The organism is Rhizobium sp. RM (genome assembly GCF_013390595.1).
Taxonomy (GTDB): domain Bacteria; phylum Pseudomonadota; class Alphaproteobacteria; order Rhizobiales; family Rhizobiaceae; genus Agrobacterium.
The window spans coordinates 798063-816649 of the sequence record NZ_JACAWV010000022.1 but is presented as its reverse complement, the minus strand read 5'-3'; the positions used below and the strand labels follow the sequence as shown (position 1 = coordinate 816649).

Below are 18587 nucleotides of genomic sequence, written 5' to 3'. Positions count from 1 at the left end.
ACGGGGATACGGGATGGCGGCGAATTCTGGCGGACGATCTTCTGATGCCGGTGGCGGACCTGTTCGTCACATCCCGGTTCTGCTGCGTGAGGTCATCACGGCGCTCGAACCGGCTCCCGGCAAGGTCATCCTGGACGGAACCTTCGGCGCCGGTGGTTACACGCAGGCCATTCTCGATCAAGGTGCCAACGTTATCGCGCTCGACCGCGACCCGACCGCTATCGCGGGCGGGCAGGCGATGGTTGCTGCCAATGGCGGCAGGCTTTCTCTCATTCAGTCGCAATTCTCCAACCTTGCAGCGCACGCGCCTGACGGTGGGCTGGACGGTGTCGTTCTCGATATCGGTGTGTCATCGATGCAGATCGATGAGGCCGAGCGCGGTTTCTCGTTCCAGAAGAACGGGCCGCTCGATATGCGTATGTCGGCCTCCGGCGTATCAGCGGCTGATGTGGTCAATCGCGCCAAGGTCAGCGATCTGATCCGTATTTTCGGTTTTCTCGGCGAGGAAAAGCAGCCTGGCCGTATCGCACGCGCCATTGAAAAGAAACGTGCCGAAGAGCCGTTTCGTACGACACGCGACCTGGCAGGCCTCATCGAAATCGTCACGCCGCGCAAGGCCAAGGACAAGATCCACCCTGCAACACGGGTGTTTCAGGCGCTGCGCGTCTTCGTCAATGACGAACTGGGAGAACTGGCACAGGCGCTTTTTGCCGCCGAACAGGCCTTGAAGCCGGGCGGCAGGCTCGTCGTCGTTACCTTCCATTCGCTGGAAGACCGTATAGTCAAGAAGTTCTTCGCCGACCGTTCCGGCCGCGCGGCTGGCTCGCGTCATATGCCGATGGTGGAAGACAAGCCGGCGGTGTTCGACAGCATCGGCAAGCCGATGATTGCCGCAAGCGACGAAGAAGCCGACATCAATCCGCGCGCCCGTTCAGCAAAATTGCGAGCCGGCTTGCGCACGTCCGCTCCGGCCCGTCCGGCAGATTTTTCGATCTTCGAACTTCCCGATCTCGCTAGCCTTGAAAAGTTGGGGGGCTGACATGCTGCGCACTTTCGACATCATTCTGATGGGAGTTATGGTCGCGGCGGCTGTCGTCACCTATTCCATCAAGCATCAGGCAGATCTCAAGCTTGAACAAGTCCGCAAGCTTGAAGCGGAAATCAAGCTTGAAAAAGATACGATCGATCTTCTCCGTGCCGACTGGGCTCTGTTGACGCAGCCCAACCGCCTGCATCGTCTGGTCAACGCCTACCAGACGGAACTCAATCTTTCTCCGACGCAGCCGACGCAACTGGCGCAGCCGCGCGAACTCCCGATGCTGCGTTCGCAACTGCCGCAGCCGCCGGAGCCCGAAGGCATGAGCGTCGAGGATGTGATTGCTGCCGCCGTGAACGGGTCGAAACCCGGCGCCACCCTTGGCGGAGCCTCCAAGCCGAAATCACCGCCCGCCGGACAGATTGCCGTCAACGGCATTCCGGTTCCGACGCCACGCGCGCCTGTCGCACGCCCGGCTGCTCCTGCCATGTCGGCGCAGGCCGGAGACGAGACTGGCGATATGGATGAAACCATTACAGGATCGGTGAACCACTGATGTCTTTTCTTTCCCGCGTCATGGTTTTGAAGAGCAAGGCTCACTTTTCCGCCAGCACCACCGGTTACACCGACCATTCGGCCTTCGAAGGTGCGCGCAAGAAGCGGGCAGCCCAGGCAAAGAGCCGGGTTGGCCTTCTCATTTTCGGCTTCGTCGCATTTTATGGTGTGGTTGGTGGCCGTCTTGTTCAGTACGGTCTTGCCGAACAGGAAACCGTTTCGAGCATCGCACCCGCTGACCGCCTGATGGCGTCGCGTCCGGATCTGCTCGATCGCAATGGTGAAGTGCTCGCAACCGACATCCGTACCGTTTCGTTGTTTGCCGAGCCGCATCGCATCGTCGATATCGATGAGGCAATCGAGAAACTGCGCACCGTTCTGCCCGATCTCGATCAGCGTGGAACCTATCAGAAACTGTCCTCCAATTCGCGGTTCCAGTGGCTGCGTCGACAACTGACGCCGAAGCAGCAGAGCCAGATTCTGGCGCTCGGAATTCCTGGTATCGGCTTCCGACCGGAAAAACGCCGCTTCTATCCAGGCGGGCCTACGGCTGCGCACATCGTCGGTCACGTCAACATCGACAACCGCGGTGTTGCCGGTATGGAACGCTATGTCGACAGCCAGGGTCTTGCCGACCTGACGGCGCTTGGCATGACCAGTGATCAGCCACTTGAGCCCGTCAAGCTGTCGATCGATCTTCGTGTTCAGGCCATCGTGCGCGAGGTTGTCGTCTCGGCAATCGACAAGTTCAAGGCGATTGGTGCCGGCGCCGTGGTGATGGACGTGCATACCGGCGAGATTCTGGCCATGGCGTCGTTGCCGGATTACGATCCGAACAACCCGGCTGAAGGCGCAAAGGAAGGCTGGCTGAACCGCATGTCGAACGGCACGTTCGAAATGGGCTCCACCTTCAAATCCTTCACCATCGCCATGGGTCTTGATGACGGCCGGGTGCGGCTGGGCGATACGTTCGACGCGCGTTATCCGATCCGCATCGGCGGCTTCACCATCAAGGACTTCCATGGCAAGGGGCGCGTTCTGTCCGTTCCTGAAATCTTCCAGTATTCCTCCAACATCGGTACGGCGAAAATTGCCGACACGGTTGGCACCGAAGGGCACAAGGAATTCCTGACGCGCCTAGGACTACTGAGCCGCATGCAGACCGAGTTGCCGGAAGTTGCGATGCCGACGCAGCCGCGTCAGTGGAAGAAGATCAACTCCATTACCATTTCGTTCGGTCACGGTGTCTCGACGACCCCGCTTCAGACTGCGGTGGCAGGTGCCGCACTCGTCAACGGCGGCAAACTCATCGAGCCGACCTTCCTGCCGCGCAGCCGCGAACAGGCCGACCAGGTTGCAACCCAGGTCTTGAAGCCGACGACCAGCAAGGACATGCGTTTCCTGTTTGAATGGAACGGCGTGAACGGTTCGGGCCGCAACGCCCGCGTCGAAGGTTTCAACGTTGGCGGCAAGACCGGCACCGCCGACAAGGTGGTCAACGGCCGCTACGTTCACGACAAGAACTTCAACGCATTCCTCTCCGCGTTTCCGATCGACGATCCGCAATACGTGGTGCTGACGTTCATCGACGAACCGAAGACGGATAAGGGCAATGGCGCGGCACTTGCGGGTACGTCCGCAGCGCCGATGGTCCACGACATCATCACCCGCACGGCAGGTATTTTGGGTGTAAAGCCCAAGTTCGGGAAGGACGGCTCGGCCTTGCTCGTGTCTTATTGATTGTTAGAGCTTATGATATTCCGGTGATTCGTGCCGGGGGGACAAGACGGAAACAGTCGATGAATTTGCGAGATCTGTCCGGAACCGAGTTTCCGGAATTGAACGAACTACTGCGCTCTGAAATCGGGGCGATCGAAATCGGGGGAATTACCGCAGACAGCCGCAAGGCCGGTCCGGCCACCCTTTTCGTGGCAGTCGCAGGCAGCAAGGCTGATGGTTCAGTCTACGTGCAGGACGCCATTTCCAAGGGTGCTGTCGTTATCGTCTCCAACCACGCGCTCGAAGCAAGCGTTCCGGTGTTGACCGTCACTGACCCGCGCCTTTACCTCGCGCTTGCCGCCTCCCGTTTTTACGGAAAACAGCCGCAGACCATGGTTGCCGTTACCGGCACCGCGGGTAAGACCTCAGTTGCTTCCTTTACCAGACAAATTTGGGCCTTCGCCGGTCATCCCGCAGCGCAGATCGGCACGACAGGTGTCATTGCACCCGGTCGTGAAGACTATGGCGCGCTGACGACACCGGACCCGGTCACGTTGCATGGGCTTCTTGCCGAACTCGCCTCCGAAGGTGTGACACACGCTGCTATGGAAGCCTCCAGTCACGGGCTCGATCAGCGCCGTCTCGATGGTGTGAAACTCGCCGCGGCCGGTTTTACCAATCTCGGTCGTGACCACATGGATTACCATCCGACGATCGAGGACTACATGGCTGCGAAGATGCGGCTCTTCGATACGCTGATGGCGAAGGGTTCACCGGCCGTGATCTTTGCGGACGACCCCTGGTCGGCTCAGGCAATCCGAACTGCGGAAGATGCGGGGCTGAACGTTCGCACCGTGGGCCGCAAGGGCGATTATCTGACCCTCAAAAGGGTCGAGCATTTCCGCCACAAGCAGATGATCGAGGTGCATCACGACGGCACGATCTTCGAGGTTGATATTCCGCTGGCGGGCGATTTTCAGGTTGCCAACGCTTTGGTTTCCGCCGGCCTTGCTATGTCTACCGGCGTGACTGCTGCCGTTGCGATGAAGGCTCTTGAAAAGCTGATCGGTGCCGCAGGTCGTCTCGAACTGGTGGGGCATACGAAAAACGGTGCGCTTGCCTATGTGGACTATGCCCACAAGCCGGACGCACTCGAGAATGTTCTGACCTCGGTGCGGCCGTTTACCTCCGGACGCATCATTACCGTTTTCGGTTGCGGCGGCGACCGCGACAAGGGCAAGCGTCCGATCATGGGCGAAGTGGCGACGCGCCTCTCCGACATCGTCATTGTGACGGATGACAATCCGCGCTCGGAAGAACCAGCGACGATCCGTTCCGAGATCATGGCTGCGGCGCCGGGCGCATTGGAAATTGGCGACAGGGCCGAGGCAATACGCCACGCCGTTTCGCTTCTTTCGAACGGCGACACGCTGATCGTTGCGGGCAAGGGGCATGAAGAAGGGCAGATCGTCGGTTCTGTGACGCTGCCATTTTCCGACCATGAACAGGTGCGCACCGCGCTGGAAGGATTGAAGATTTGAACTGGCTATGGACAGTGGAGGAAATGGTCGCCGTTACGGCGGGACGTCCGGTCGGCAATCTGCCTCTGGGCATCACGGGCATTTCCATCGACAGCCGCACGGTCAAACCCGGAGAGGCCTTTTTTGCCATCAAGGGTGACCGTGTCGACGGTCATGATTTCACGAGTTTCGCGGTCGCCAACGGTGCTGGTCTTCTCGTCGTGGCGGAAGGGAAGCTGCCGGCTCTCGGTCGTTTGACGGTTCCGATGATCGTTGTGGAAGATGTGCTTGTGGCACTTGGGAAGCTCGCTGTTGCTGCCCGCCAACGCACCTCCGCACGCATCATTGCGGTGACGGGCTCCGTCGGCAAGACGACCACCAAGGAAATGTTGCGTCAGGTTCTGGAGCCATCCGGCCGGGTGCATGCGGCAGTGGCATCCTTCAACAACCATTGGGGTGTGCCGCTGACATTGGCGCGCATGCCCGCCGACACTGAATTCGGTGTTTTTGAAATCGGCATGAACCATCCAGGCGAAATCCGCCCGCTGGTCAAGATGGTGCGCCCGCATGTGGCAATCATCACCACCATTGCTGCAGCCCACCTCGGCAATTTCAGCAACATTGAAGAAATCGCCGCCGCCAAGGCGGAAATCTTCGAGGGTGTCGAAGAGGGCGGCGCGGTTATCCTCAATCGCGACAACGCCCAGTTCGAACAGCTCGAAACCGCAGCGCAGGAAGTGGGCGTCTCCCACATTCTGACCTTCGGTCAACATGCCAAAGCCGACTTCCGCCTGGCGGATTTTGAGGCAACGACATCGGGATCGACGATCTGGGCGATCCTGAATGGCGAAACGAGCGAGTTGCACCTGAGCGTTCCGGGCCGGCACATTGCCGACAATGCCATGGCGGCTCTGGGTGCGGTCGCCGTGACCGGCGCCAATCTGGACAAGGCGTTCGAAGCGCTTGGAACGCTTGAGGCCGTCAAAGGACGCGGACAGCGCCATCGCCTTGCGATCAACGGTGGCTCATTCCTGCTGATCGATGAAAGCTACAATGCCAATCCGGCCTCCATGCGGGCAGCAATTGCAGTATTGGCTGCGACCGAAACACAGGGACACGGCCGTCGTGTTGCCGTGCTCGGCGACATGCTGGAAATGGGCGAGTTCTCGGCTGAAGTGCATGAGGAACTGGCGGGGCCGTTGCTTGCCGCCGGTATCGAACATGTCTGGCTGGCGGGTGAAGCGATGGCTGCCCTTCGGGACGCATTGCCGGACAGTGTGACGGTCATCTGGTTCCCGACAACTGCGGAACTTGTCGATTTTTCGCTGCAATGGGTGCAACCGGGCGACGCACTGATGGTAAAATCGTCGTTGGGCCTCGGTTTTGGCAAGATTATCTCTGCCCTGCTTGACAAGTTTCCGGCATTCCCCGAGACGGAACGCCAAATCTGAACTAGCCTTGTGAAAGGGCACTTATGCTGATCTGGCTCGTAGAACTGTCGGACAAAATTCAAATCTTCAATCTGTTCCGGTACATCACCTTCCGGGCAGGGGCCGCGCTGTTCACTTCTGCGCTGATCGTGTTTTTGTTTGGTCCGGCTATCATCAATTCTCTTCGCGTTCGCCAGGGCAAGGGCCAGCCGATCCGTGCGGATGGACCGCAGACGCATTTCAAGAAGGCCGGTACGCCGACAATGGGCGGGCTGATGATCCTTGCGGGGATTCTCGGTGGTTCGCTGCTGTGGGGCGATCTGTCCAACGTTTATGTCGTTGCCGTCCTGCTCGTGACGCTCGGTTTCGGAGCGATCGGTTTTTACGACGACTATCTCAAGGTCACGAAGCAGAGCGACAAGGGCTTTTCCGGCAAAGCGCGTCTCGGCATCGAATTCGTGATTGCGGCCATTGCTGTGTTCTTCATGATGCAGATGGCGCTTGCATCGGCGCCGCACGGCGGCACCCTTGGCAGCTCCATCGCGTTTCCGTTCTTCAAAGAATTCGTCATCAACCTCGGTTACTTCTTCGTGCTGTTCGGTGCCTTCGTGATTGTCGGTGCGGGCAACGCCGTCAACCTGACTGATGGTCTTGACGGTCTTGCCATCGTGCCGGTGATGATTGCCGCTGCTACGTTCGGTCTGATTGCCTACCTCACAGGTAACGCCGTTTTCTCCAACTATCTGCAGATCAATTTTGTGCCAGGTACAGGCGAACTCGCGGTTATCGTTGGCGCGGTGATCGGTGCGGGTCTCGGGTTCCTCTGGTTCAATGCGCCGCCGGCCGCAATCTTCATGGGCGACACGGGTTCTCTGGCGCTCGGTGGCCTGATCGGCTCCATTGCCGTCGCGACGAAACACGAGATCGTCATGGTCATCGTCGGCGGTCTGTTCGTCATGGAAACCTTGTCGGTCATCATCCAGGTATTCTGGTTCAAGCGGACGGGCAGACGCGTCTTCCTGATGGCGCCCATCCATCACCATTTCGAGAAAAAGGGCTGGACGGAAAGCCAGGTGGTGATCCGGTTCTGGATCATTTCGGTCGGTCTGGCCTTGCTCGGTCTTGCCACGCTGAAGCTGAGGTGAGCCGATGATCCCAGTCACATCGTTCAAAGGAAAAAAGGTCGCGCTGTTCGGGCTTGGTGGCTCCGGTCTGGTTACCGCCAGGGCACTGGTTGCGGGCGGGGCGGATGTCGTCGCCTACGACGACAATCCCGACAGCGTTGCCAAGGCTTCGGCTGAAGGCATCGTTACGGCTGATCTTCGAACGATCGACTGGTCTGCGCTCGCGGCCTTCGTGCTTGCACCGGGCGTACCGCTAACACATCCGAAACCGCACTGGTCGGTTGATCTGGCACGTGCCGCTGCGGTTGATGTGATCGGCGATATCGAGCTTTTCGTGCGCGAACGTCGCGCTCATGCGCCTGATAGCCCCTTCATTGCCATCACCGGCACAAACGGCAAATCGACGACGACGGCATTGATCGCTCATATTCTGCAATCCTCCGGTCGCGATACGCAGCTCGGCGGCAATATCGGCACGGCGGTGCTGAGCCTCGATCCGCCGAAGGCGGAGCGCTACTACGTGGTGGAATGCTCGTCCTACCAGATAGACCTGGCGCCGACGATCAACCCGACGGCCGGTATCTTGCTTAACCTGACGCCCGATCATCTCGACCGTCATGGCACGATGCAGCACTATGCCGACGTCAAGGAACGGCTTGTTGCCGGTAGTCGCACGGCGGTTGTCGGTGTGGACGACAGCTATTCGACGCTGATTGCCGATCGCATCGAACGCGCAGGCGTGAAGGTCGAGCGTATTTCGAAGCGCAATGTCGTTTCCGATGGGCTTTATGCCGAGGGTAGCCGTATCCTGCGCGCGCATGGCGGAACATCGGCATTGCTCGTTGATCTCGATGGAATCCAGACGCTTCGCGGCAGCCATAATGCCCAGAATGCGGCGGCGGCCATTGCTGCATGCCTAGCCGTCGGCGTTTCGGAAGATGAGGTCCGTGCCGGGCTGAAATCCTTCCCGGGTCTCAAACACCGTATGCAGCCGGTCGGCCGGCGAGGCAATGTCACCTTCGTCAACGACAGCAAGGCGACCAATGCCGATGCGTCTGCGCCTGCCTTGTCGAGCTATGATCGCATCTACTGGATCGCAGGCGGTCTGCCGAAGGCCGGGGGTATCGCCAGCCTTTCGCCGCTGTTTTCACACATTGCCAAAGCCTATCTGATCGGAGAGGCTGCTGCCGAATTTGCGGCCACGCTTGGCGAGGCTGTGCCTTATGAAATCTCCGGAACTCTCGACAAGGCCGTCGAACATGCGGCGTCCGATGCTGCCGACGATGCGAAAGCTGGAAATGTCGTGATGTTATCACCGGCTTGCGCAAGCTTCGATCAATATAAGAATTTTGAAGTGCGGGGTGATTCTTTCGTTTCGCACGTTTCGGCGCTTGCGGGCGTAACGATGCTGGTTGATTCGGGAAAGGGGAGCTGACGTCATGGTAAGCCGTGTTGATCGTGGTCCGGTCGCCGAATGGTTCTGGACCATTGACCGTTTCTTTCTGGCGGCGTTCATCGCATTGATGGGCATTGGCCTGATGCTGTCATTCGCTGCATCGCCAGCGGTTGCCGAGCGTATCGGCCTCAACAGCTTCTTCTTCGTCGAGCGACAGGCGATGTTCATGGTGCCGTCTCTGGCGATCATGGTTGGCCTCTCTTTCCTGTCGCCGCGCCAAGTGCGCCGTGTCGCGATCATTCTGCTGATCGCATCGCTGCTCATGATGATTTTCGCGCTGTTCTTCGGTATCGAGGTCAAAGGCGCGCGGCGCTGGATCTCGATCGGCAGCTTTTCGATTCAGCCTTCCGAATTCATGAAGCCGGCCTTCGTGATCGTTTGCGCCTGGCTGTTTGCGGAGCGTGCACGTCATCCTGAAATTCCTGGCAACCTCTTTGCGATCATCACCTTCAGCGTTGTCGCGGCTTTGCTCATTGCCCAGCCTGACTTCGGTCAGACCATTCTGACATCCGTTGTCTGGGGCGGGATGTTCTTCATGGCCGGCGTTCCGTGGTTCTGGATCATCGTACTGGGCGGTCTCGGTGTCGCTGGTATCGTTTCGGCCTATCTGATGCTGCCGCACGTTGCAGGTCGTATTGACCGCTTCTGGACAGGTGAGGGCGACACGTTCCAGGTGGACACTGCACGTGAAGCAATCATTCGCGGCGACTGGTTCGGCCGCGGACCGGGCGAGGGCATCGTCAAGCGCATCATTCCAGACAGCCACACCGACTTCATCTTCTCCGTGGCTGCGGAAGAATTCGGCATTGTCTTCTGCATGTTCCTCGTCGCGATCTTTGCCTTTATCGTGCTGCGTGGTCTCAGCCACGCGTTCAAGGAAAAGGACGATTTCTGCCGTTTCGCGGTGGCTGGTCTGGTTTTGCAGATCGGCATGCAGTCCATGATCAACATCGGCGTCAATCTCGAACTGATGCCAGCCAAGGGTATGACCCTGCCGCTGATTTCCTATGGTGGTTCGTCGATGATGGCGATCTGCGTGACGGCAGGCTTCCTTTTGGCCCTGACGCGCCACAGACCGGAGAAGAGAGCGCAAGAACGCAGCTTCTTCCGCGTCGGTTCAGGCGTTCCTGCGGAGTAATCTGAATGAGCAAGGGTATTGTTCTACTTGCCGCCGGGGGAACCGGCGGCCATGTTTTTCCAGCCGAGGCTTTGGCGCACACGCTCAAAGCTCGCGGTTATTCTGTGCATCTGGTGACGGACAGTCGCGCCGAGCGTTACGCAGGAAAATTTCCCGCGGATGAAATTCATGTCGTTCCATCTGCAACGCTCGGATCGAAAAATCCGGTTTCGGTGGCGCGTTCATTGTGGAAGCTTTGGGTCGGTCTTCGTTCGGCGAGAAAACTGGTTGCGAAACTGAAGCCTGTCGCTGTTGTCGGTTTTGGCGGCTATCCAACCGTGCCACCGCTGCTTGCGTCGACGGGCCTGGGTGTTCCCTCGATCATCCACGAGCAGAACGCCGTTATGGGACGCGCCAACAAGGCGCTGGCGGGACGCGTGAAGGCGATTGCGGGCGGGTTCCTTCCGACCGCGAGTGGCCAATACGCCGAAAAGACCATTGCAACCGGCAACCCGGTGCGCCCTGCCGTCCTGCATGCTTCGGAAATTCCCTACACGCCTTCGCAACAGGGCGAGCCGTTCAATCTTGTCGTGTTTGGCGGCAGCCAGGGGGCACAGTTCTTCTCGGGTGCGGTTCCAGCGGCAATCTGCCTGATGAGCGATGCACAACGCTCTCGCCTGACCGTCACGCAGCAGGCCCGTCCGGAAGACAAGGACAGCGTCATCGCGTCCTACAAGAAACTTGGCGTCAAAGCTGATGTATCGCCGTTCTTTGGCGATATGGCGGCTCGCATTGGCGATGCCGACCTTGTTATCAGCCGGTCCGGCGCGTCGACCGTTTCGGAGCTCTCCGTGATTGGGCGCCCGTCCATTCTCGTGCCTTATCCGCATGCGCTTGATCACGATCAGGCTGCCAATGCCGCAGCGCTTTCGGCTGCGGGTGGTGCGAGGGTCATCAAGCAGGCGGAATTGTCGCCACAGAAGCTTTCCGGTCTTCTGGTATCGGCGCTTGCAGAGCCCGAGCGACTTGCCGAGACGGCGGCGGCGGCCAGGGCTACGGGTAAACCGAATGCGGCGGATGCACTTGCCGATCTGGTAGAGGCAGTCGCCAACGGTCAGTCCGTACAGGAATTCAAATCGAAAGTTGAAGGAGTTGGGGCATGAAGATGCCGAAAGCCATAGGCCTTGTCCATTTTATCGGGATAGGCGGGATCGGCATGAGCGGCATTGCCGAAGTGCTTCACAATCTCGGTCACCGCGTTCAGGGTTCGGATCAGGCCGACAGTGCCAATGTGCAGCGTTTGCGTGACAAGGGTATCGAAGTTTTCGTTGGTCATCGGGCTGAAAACCTCGGGGATGCCGAAGTCGTTGTCGTGTCCACCGCGATCAAGAAGAACAATCCCGAACTCATCGCCGCACGTGAAAAGCACCTGCCGATCGTTCGTCGTGCCGAGATGCTGGCTGAACTGATGCGTTTCCGTAACGCCATCGCCATCGGTGGCACCCACGGCAAGACCACCACGACGTCTATGGTCGCCACACTTCTCGAAGCCGGTAATCTCGATCCGACTGTCATCAATGGCGGTATCATCAATGCTTACGGCACCAATGCCCGCATGGGTGCCGGCGAATGGATGGTTGTCGAAGCAGACGAGTCTGACGGTACCTTCCTGAAGTTGCCCGCCGACGTTGCCGTCGTCACCAACATCGATCCGGAGCATCTGGACCACTACGGCAATTTTGATGCCGTGCGCGCCGCGTTCCGCCAGTTCGTGGAAAACGTGCCGTTCTACGGTTTCGGCGTCATGTGCCTCGATCATCCCGAAGTGCAGGCGCTGGTCGGCAGGATCGAAGACCGCAAGGTCATCACCTATGGTGAAAATCCGCAGGCTGATGTGCGTTTCTCCAACGTGCGCATTGATGGAATTCGTTCGGTCTTTGACGTGGAAATCCGTCGTCGTCGCACGGGCAAGGTCTTTACGTTCAAGGATCTCGTCCTGCCGATGCCAGGCCGTCACAATGTCTCGAATGCCACGGCAGCGATTGCCGTCGCCAATCGCCTCGGCATTTCCGAAGCGGATATCAAGAAGGGGCTTTCCTCTTTCGGTGGCGTCAAGCGGCGCTTTACACTGACGGGCGAAGCAAACGGCGTTCAGGTCTTCGACGATTACGGTCACCATCCGGTTGAGATCAAGGCCGTGCTGAAGGCTGCGCGTGAGGCTTGCAAGGGCCGTATCGTCGCGGTGCATCAGCCGCACCGTTACAGCCGTCTGGCGAGCCTTTTCGACGATTTCGCCCATTGTTTTAACGATGCCGACACGATTCTCCTTGCTCCGGTCTATGCGGCGGGCGAAGATCCAATCGAAGGCGCGAACTCGGAAACACTGGTTTCGGCGATCAAGGCGGCGGGCCATCGTGACGCCCGTTTCCTCGAAAACCGCGAAGACCTTGCTTCGGTGGTTGCAGGCATTGCGAATCCGGGTGATTTCGTGGTTCTCTTGGGGGCTGGGAACATTACCCAGTGGGCGGCCGCGCTGCCTTCGGAATTGAAGAGCATATCAGGAAAGTCTGCATGAGACAGGTCGATGGGGTTAAATTGCTGGGGAGGCTCGGCGACGGGGTTAATGAACTGAGGGGACGTCTGACACCGGATGCACCTATGGACCGTGTGACATGGTTCAGAGCGGGAGGTCTGGCGGAGGTCATGTTCCAGCCGCACGATACGGAAGATCTGGTCACTTTCCTGAAAATGCTGCCGGAAGATGTACCGCTGACGGTCGTCGGCGTCGGCTCGAACCTTCTGGTTCGCGACGGTGGTATTCCTGGCGTTGTCGTTCGTCTTTCCGCCAAAGGTTTCGGTCAGGTCGAACTGGCCGGTGAAAACCGCCTCAAGGCGGGCGCCATTTGCCCCGACAAGCACATCGCCGCGATGGCCATGGACAATGGCATCGGTGGCTTCCATTTCTATTACGGCATTCCCGGTTCGATCGGTGGCGCGTTGCGTATGAACGCCGGCGCGAATGGCGGTGAAACGCGTGAACGCGTCGTCGAAGTTTACGCTGTTGACCGTCAGGGCAACGAGCATGTTCTTTCCAACGCTGACATGGGCTACAGCTATCGCCACTCCGGCGCTGACGCTGGCCTGATTTTCACTGGTGCGTTGTTTGAAGGCTACCCGGAAGACCGGGCGAAAATCCGTGCCGACATGGATGCCGTTCGTCATCACCGTGAAACCGTCCAGCCCATTCGCGAGCAGACCGGCGGTTCGACCTTCAAGAATCCTGAAGGACATTCTGCCTGGGAATTGATCGACGAGGCCGGCGGTCGTGGCATGGTGATCGGCGGTGCGCAGATGTCTTCGCTGCACTGCAACTTCATGATCAATACGGGCCATGCGACCGGTTACGATCTGGAATATCTGGGTGAAGCGGTTCGCAAGCGCGTGTTCGAAAACTCCGGCATTCGCCTTGAGTGGGAAATCAAGCGCCTTGGTCTCTTCATGCCTGGACGTGAAGTCGAACCGTTCCTCGGCGCCTGATACGCCTGACAAGCTGACAATAAAAAGCCCGCGAGACCAAAGGTTTCGCGGGCTTCTTTGTTTCTGCGATTCAAGCGCTCGGCTTAGACTTCATCCTTGCCCGAAAGCAGGATGCAGGCGAGCGTGATGATCGCCGATACGCAGAGGTAATAACCGACATAACCCATGCCGTAGTTCACCTGCAGCCATGTGGCAATGTAGGGAGCCAGAGAGGCGCCGAAAATGCCGGCCATGTTGAAGGTGATGGACGAGCCGGTGTAGCGAACACGGGTCGGGAACGGAGCGGCAAGTGCCGTGCCGATCAGACCGTAGGTCATGCCCATCAGTACCATCGCGAGCGCCGCGAAGACGAAGATCGAACCTTCGCCACCGGTCATCAGGCCGGGCAGCAGGAAGGAGAACAGGCCGATCAGAACCGTCGTCAAGATGAGGATCTCACGACGGCCGAAACGCTCTGCGAGCTTGCCAGCGATCGGGATGAAAATACCGAAAACGATGGAGCCGAGGATCTGAACTTCGAGCGCGTCGAGGAACGGGATCTTCAGAACCTTGACGTTGTACGACAGCAGATAGGCAGTGCCGATGTAGAACAGCACGAAGGTTGCCAGAGCAACGAAGGTGCCGAGAACGAGGCTGCGCTTATGGTTGCGGAACAGTTCTGCAACCGGAACGGCAACACGCTCTTCCTTGTCGATAGCCTTCTGGAAGTCGGGCGTTTCGGTGATCGAAAGGCGAACCCACATGCCGACGGCGATCAGGATGATCGAGGCGACGAAGGGAATGCGCCAGCCCCAGCTCAGAAGTGCTTCCTGCGACATGAAGTGCAGAAGAATCCAGAATACGCCGGAGGACAGGAACAGACCGACCGGAGCGCCGAGCTGCGGGAACATACCGTACCAGCTACGCTTGCCGGGAGGTGCGTTTTCCGTTGCGAGCAGAACTGCGCCGCCCCATTCGCCACCGAGGCCGAAGCCCTGGCCGAAACGGCAAAGCGCCAGCAACAGCGGTGCAAGAACGCCAGCCGTCTCATAAGAAGGCAGTAGGCCGATCACCACGGTCGAGACGCCCATGGTCAGCAAAGCGGCCACCAGCGTTGCCTTGCGTCCAACGCGGTCACCATAATGGCCGAATACGACCGCGCCGAGCGGGCGGGCGAAGAAGGCGATCGAGAAGGTGGCGAAGGATGCAAGCAGAGCTGTCATCGGATCGTTGTTCGGGAAGAACAAGACCGGGAACACAAGCACTGCAGCAGTGGCGTAAACGTAGAAATCGAAAAACTCGATGGTCGTGCCGACCAGGCTGGCAGTGAGAACTCGTGCAGGCGAATTTGTCTTTACAGCGTTCGAATTGTCAGCGGTCGGCGATACCGGTGATATCGCGTCGGTCATGGTATTGGTTCCATTGTAGATGATTTAGACTAGCGGCCTTCGCAGGCGCAAAATGCGTTAACGCAATTTTCGGTCTTTTGAAATGCAAAAAAAGAAATAAAGCGCATTTTCTTTTCGCAATTGCGAAAAACGCTGAAAACCGCGCGTCGGCTCATTAAGCTTTTGTTAAAAATTTGATTCAGGCTGCGTTTCTAACGGGCTGAAAGCCAAGCGGATTTTTGTTGGGGAAAGCGCGCGCATCTTAACGTTTGGCTCTTGCGTTTGACGGTGTCAGCTACCCCGAAATCCGGCTTTCCATTTCCGATCATTGAAAATCTGCATGTTGCAATCGTCGCAACTCTCTGATTCCAAGGAGGGAATCCGGGTAGGTGCTGATTCTTTAACGAAAGTCGGTCTGCCGATCAGGGCGGTTAACGAAAGTAAACGGTTCATTAACCTTAATAGCGTTTAACTGATCATGAGGATCGTGTCCCGGAATCACCGGGTGGCGGTTCGAAAGCGGAGAGTTGGTGTCAGAGGGTTTCATGAGCGGCAAGCACGTAGCTGTTCTTATGGGTGGTATTTCTTCCGAACGGCCGGTCAGCCTGTCGTCGGGGGAGGCTTGCGCGCTTGCACTGGAAGGCGAGGGATACAAGGTCACGCGCGTTGATGTCGGTCGCGACATCGCGGCGGTGCTGGACGCGCTGCGCCCGGACGTTGCTTTTAACGCGTTGCATGGGCCCTTCGGTGAAGACGGAACCATTCAGGGCGTTCTTGAATATCTCGCCATTCCCTACACGCACTCAGGCGTGCTGGCGTCCGCCCTTGCCATGGACAAGGCGCAGGCCAAGAAGGTTGCTGCCGCAGCCGGTATTCCGGTTGCCCAGGAGCGTGTAATGAACCGCTTCGATTTCACCAGCGAGCATCCCTTGCCGCCGCCATATGTGGTCAAGCCGGTCCGTGAGGGCTCCAGCTTCGGCGTCGTCATCGTCAAGGAAGATCAGTCGCACCCCCCACAGGTTCTGACATCGTCGGAATGGCGTTATGGCGATCAGGTGATGGTCGAGCGTTATGTCCACGGTCGCGAACTGACCTGCGGTGTCATGGATGGCGAGGCGCTCGGTGTCACCGAAGTGGTGCCGCTTGGTCACAATTTCTATGATTACGATGCAAAATACGCTGCTGGTGGCTCAAAACATGTCATCCCGGCAGAAATTTCACCGAAAATTTACCAAAAAATTCAAACATTGGCGGTCATGGCACACCAGGCGATCGGGTGCCGTGGCGTTAGCCGTTCTGACTTCCGTTACGACGATCGCTTTTCGGAAGATGGCGAAGTTATCTGGCTCGAGGTGAATACCCAGCCTGGCATGACGCCGACCTCCCTGGTGCCTGAGATGGCGGCCCACGCGGGCCGTTCCTTTGGTGAACTTGTCCGTTGGATGGTGGAGGACGCTTCGTGTTTGCGGTGACCGGTAAAAAGTCGACGGCAAGAAAGCGCGAGCAGGTTATGGCGCCGGCGAATGCCGACGATCGCATGGTTCTGCCGCGTCCGCTGCGTCGCATCGTGCGCTTCTGCGTCAGCCTCGCTTCTGGACGTATTCATATTCCGGCCCATACCGGCACGGTTTCCGCGATTGCCTTTTATGCCGCGACGGGCCTCTACGGCATGTCGCTTGGCGGGCACACGAATATCGTGACCCAGGCGACCACCTCGGCGGCGGGTTTCGCGGTTGAGGACGTGAAGGTTTCCGGTAACCTGCAGACCTCCGAGATCGATATCTTCCAGTTGCTCGGTCTCGATGGCAGCACGTCGCTGATCGCGCTCGATATCGATGCTGCGCGCCGCAAGCTGGCGCAACTGCCCTGGGTCGAGGATGTCGATGTCCGCAAGGTTTACCCGAAGACCATCGAGGTTCGCCTGAAGGAGCGCCAGGCCTTTGGCATCTGGCAGCACGGCTCGGAACTGTCGCTGATCGAAAAAAGCGGCAGCGTGATCGCGCCGCTGCGTGACAACAAATTCGCCTCTCTGCCGCTGTTCGTCGGGCGCGATGCGGAAACGGGTGCCGCCGGTTTCGTCGACAAGCTCGCCGACTGGCCTGAAATTCGCAACCGCGTACGCGCCTATGTGCGGATTGCCGGTCGTCGTTGGGATCTGCATCTCGACAACGGCATCGTTATCAAGCTGCCGGAAGAAAACGTGCCAAAGGCGCTGCAACTTCTGGCGCGGCTCGATCTGGAAGAAAAGGTTCTGTCTCGCGATGTCGCCGCTGTCGACCTGCGCCTGCCGGACCGTACGACCGTTCAACTGACCGAAGGTGCTGCCGAACGCCGTCAGGCGGCGGTAGAGGCGCGGACGAAAGCTCTCAAGAAAGCGGAGAAGAATACATGAGCTTTTTCGGTTCTTCCCATTTCGGCCTGCCTCGCCTGAAGCCGCTTTCCTCCAAGCGCAGCCACATCGTTTCGGTGCTCGATATTGGTTCCACCAAAGTCGTGTGCATGATCGGCCGGCTGACACCGCGCCAGGAAAGCGAAATCCTTCCCGGTCGTACGCACAAGGTCGAGATTATCGGTATCGGTCATCAGCGTTCGCGCGGTGTGAAATCCGGCGTCATCGCCGATCTCGATGCGCTGGAAGGTGTTATTCGTCTTGCTGTCGATGCGGCGGAACGCATGGCAGGTCTGACCGTCGATAGCCTGATCGTCAACGTTTCTGCAGGGCGTCTGGCCAGCGATATCTACACCGCGAGCATCGATCTCGGCGGACAGGAAGTCGAAGCAAGCGACTTGCGCAAGGTGCTCGTGGCTGCAAGCCAGCAGTCCATGCGTCAGGATCGTGCGATCCTGCACTCCCTGCCTACGGGTTATTCCCTGGACGGCGAGCGTGGCATTCGCGACCCCTTGTCGATGTACGGCGATCTGCTCGGTGTCGATATGCATGTTGTCACTGTCGAGCGCACAGCACTCAAGAACCTCGAACTCTGCGTTAATCGCGCGCATCTGTCGGTGGAAGGCATCGTCGCGACGCCTTATGCCAGCGGCTTGGCCGCGCTGGTTGACGATGAAGTTGAGCTTGGCTGTGCGGCGATCGACATGGGCGGTGGCACCACGACGATCTCGGTTTTTGCCGAAGGTCGCCTCATTCATACCGACGCCATCGGGCTCGGCGGTCATCACGTTACGACAGATCTTGCACGAGGCCTCTCGACACGAATCGAAGATGCGGAGAGACTGAAGGTGGTGCATGGTTCGGCATTGCTGAATGGCGCGGATGAGCGCGACATGATTTCGATCCCGCCAATTGGCGAAGATGATCGCGATCAACCATCGCAAGTTTCAAGAGCACTTGTAACCCGCATTGTGCGGGCGCGTATCGAAGAGACGCTGGAATTGATCCGTGATCGTATCCAGAAGTCCGGTTTCAGTCCCATCGTTGGCAAGCGCGTCGTTCTGACGGGCGGTGCGAGCCAGTTGACGGGATTGCCGGAAACGGCGCGGCGTATCCTCGCCCGCAACGTTCGCATCGGTCGCCCTATGGGCGTTGCCGGTCTTCCGGTCGCGGCAAAGGGCCCAGCATTTTCTACAGCTTGCGGATTGATGATTTATCCGCAGGTCGCGGATATCGAAATTCATGCAGCACAAGGCGGAATGTTCTCGCCGTTTGGCGGCGGTAGCGGCCGGATAGCCCGGGTTGGGCAATGGTTGAAAGAGAGTTTTTGAGTAGCC

Annotated in this window: 15 protein-coding genes; 14 read left to right on the top strand and 1 reads right to left on the bottom strand. The window is 58.6% G+C overall.

The window, feature by feature from the left end:
• Positions 1-13 precede the first annotated feature (13 nt).
• The 11 genes from rsmH to murB are packed head-to-tail and all read left to right on the top strand — an operon-like array spanning position 14 to position 13494.
• Positions 14-1039: a 16S rRNA (cytosine(1402)-N(4))-methyltransferase RsmH gene (rsmH, locus tag HWX89_RS20550; protein WP_138790994.1), complete on the top strand. Its 1026-nt coding sequence runs from the start codon at positions 14-16 to the stop codon at positions 1037-1039.
• Position 1040: 1 nt separating this feature from the next.
• The gene (gene ftsL / locus HWX89_RS20545) at positions 1041-1592 is read left to right on the top strand and encodes a cell division protein FtsL (RefSeq protein WP_138790993.1); all 552 of its coding nucleotides are present in this window, start codon (positions 1041-1043) and stop codon (positions 1590-1592) included.
• Positions 1592-3331: a peptidoglycan D,D-transpeptidase FtsI family protein gene (locus HWX89_RS20540; protein WP_138790992.1), complete on the top strand. Its 1740-nt coding sequence runs from the start codon at positions 1592-1594 to the stop codon at positions 3329-3331. The genes ftsL and HWX89_RS20540 overlap by 1 nt, the downstream gene beginning before the upstream one ends.
• A 59-nt stretch (positions 3332-3390) precedes the next feature.
• Complete coding sequence (locus HWX89_RS20535; protein WP_138790991.1) at positions 3391-4851, top strand: UDP-N-acetylmuramoyl-L-alanyl-D-glutamate--2,6-diaminopimelate ligase; 1461 nt, start codon at positions 3391-3393, stop codon at positions 4849-4851.
• A complete protein-coding gene (locus HWX89_RS20530; RefSeq protein ID WP_138790990.1) occupies positions 4848-6281 on the top strand; it encodes a UDP-N-acetylmuramoylalanyl-D-glutamyl-2,6-diaminopimelate--D-alanyl-D-alanine ligase in 1434 nt (477 codons plus the stop codon). The genes HWX89_RS20535 and HWX89_RS20530 overlap by 4 nt, the downstream gene beginning before the upstream one ends.
• A gap of 23 nt (positions 6282-6304) precedes the next feature.
• Positions 6305-7405 carry a phospho-N-acetylmuramoyl-pentapeptide-transferase gene (mraY, locus tag HWX89_RS20525; protein WP_138790989.1) on the top strand — a complete coding sequence of 367 codons (1101 nt, stop codon included), beginning with the start codon at positions 6305-6307 and terminating at the stop codon, positions 7403-7405.
• Positions 7406-7409: 4 nt separating this feature from the next.
• Entirely contained in the window at positions 7410-8819 is a 1410-nt protein-coding gene (gene murD, locus HWX89_RS20520; protein ID WP_138790988.1) for a UDP-N-acetylmuramoyl-L-alanine--D-glutamate ligase, read from the top strand.
• Between the two features lie 4 nt (positions 8820-8823).
• Positions 8824-9978 carry a putative lipid II flippase FtsW gene (gene ftsW, locus HWX89_RS20515; RefSeq protein ID WP_138790987.1) on the top strand — a complete coding sequence of 385 codons (1155 nt, stop codon included), beginning with the start codon at positions 8824-8826 and terminating at the stop codon, positions 9976-9978.
• A 5-nt stretch (positions 9979-9983) separates the two neighbouring features.
• The gene (gene murG, locus HWX89_RS20510) at positions 9984-11120 is read left to right on the top strand and encodes an undecaprenyldiphospho-muramoylpentapeptide beta-N-acetylglucosaminyltransferase (RefSeq protein WP_138790986.1); all 1137 of its coding nucleotides are present in this window, start codon (positions 9984-9986) and stop codon (positions 11118-11120) included.
• Positions 11117-12532 carry a UDP-N-acetylmuramate--L-alanine ligase gene (gene murC, locus HWX89_RS20505; RefSeq protein WP_138790985.1) on the top strand — a complete coding sequence of 472 codons (1416 nt, stop codon included), beginning with the start codon at positions 11117-11119 and terminating at the stop codon, positions 12530-12532. Before murG ends, murC begins: the two co-directional genes overlap by 4 nt.
• Entirely contained in the window at positions 12529-13494 is a 966-nt protein-coding gene (murB, locus tag HWX89_RS20500; protein WP_138790984.1) for a UDP-N-acetylmuramate dehydrogenase, read from the top strand. Before murC ends, murB begins: the two co-directional genes overlap by 4 nt.
• Positions 13495-13577: 83 nt before the next feature.
• Here the strand turns inward: murB and HWX89_RS20495 are convergent, their stop codons facing one another.
• Positions 13578-14882 carry an MFS transporter gene (locus HWX89_RS20495; RefSeq protein ID WP_138790983.1) on the bottom strand — a complete coding sequence of 435 codons (1305 nt, stop codon included), beginning with the start codon at positions 14880-14882 and terminating at the stop codon, positions 13578-13580.
• 524 nt (positions 14883-15406) lie between these two features.
• On the opposite strand from HWX89_RS20495, the gene HWX89_RS20490 reads away from it, so the two are divergent.
• From HWX89_RS20490 to ftsA, 3 genes are read left to right on the top strand one after another with little or no spacing between them, the layout of a single operon-like run.
• Positions 15407-16333, top strand: coding sequence for a D-alanine--D-alanine ligase (locus HWX89_RS20490; RefSeq protein ID WP_138790982.1), 927 nt, complete (start codon positions 15407-15409; stop codon positions 16331-16333).
• Positions 16321-17253 (top strand): cell division protein FtsQ/DivIB, encoded by a 933-nt coding sequence (locus HWX89_RS20485; RefSeq protein ID WP_178340848.1) that lies wholly within the window; start codon positions 16321-16323, stop codon positions 17251-17253. Before HWX89_RS20490 ends, HWX89_RS20485 begins: the two co-directional genes overlap by 13 nt.
• Positions 17250-18581, top strand: coding sequence for a cell division protein FtsA (gene ftsA, locus HWX89_RS20480; RefSeq protein ID WP_138790980.1), 1332 nt, complete (start codon positions 17250-17252; stop codon positions 18579-18581). The genes HWX89_RS20485 and ftsA overlap by 4 nt, the downstream gene beginning before the upstream one ends.
• The last annotated feature ends 6 nt before the right edge of the window (positions 18582-18587 follow it).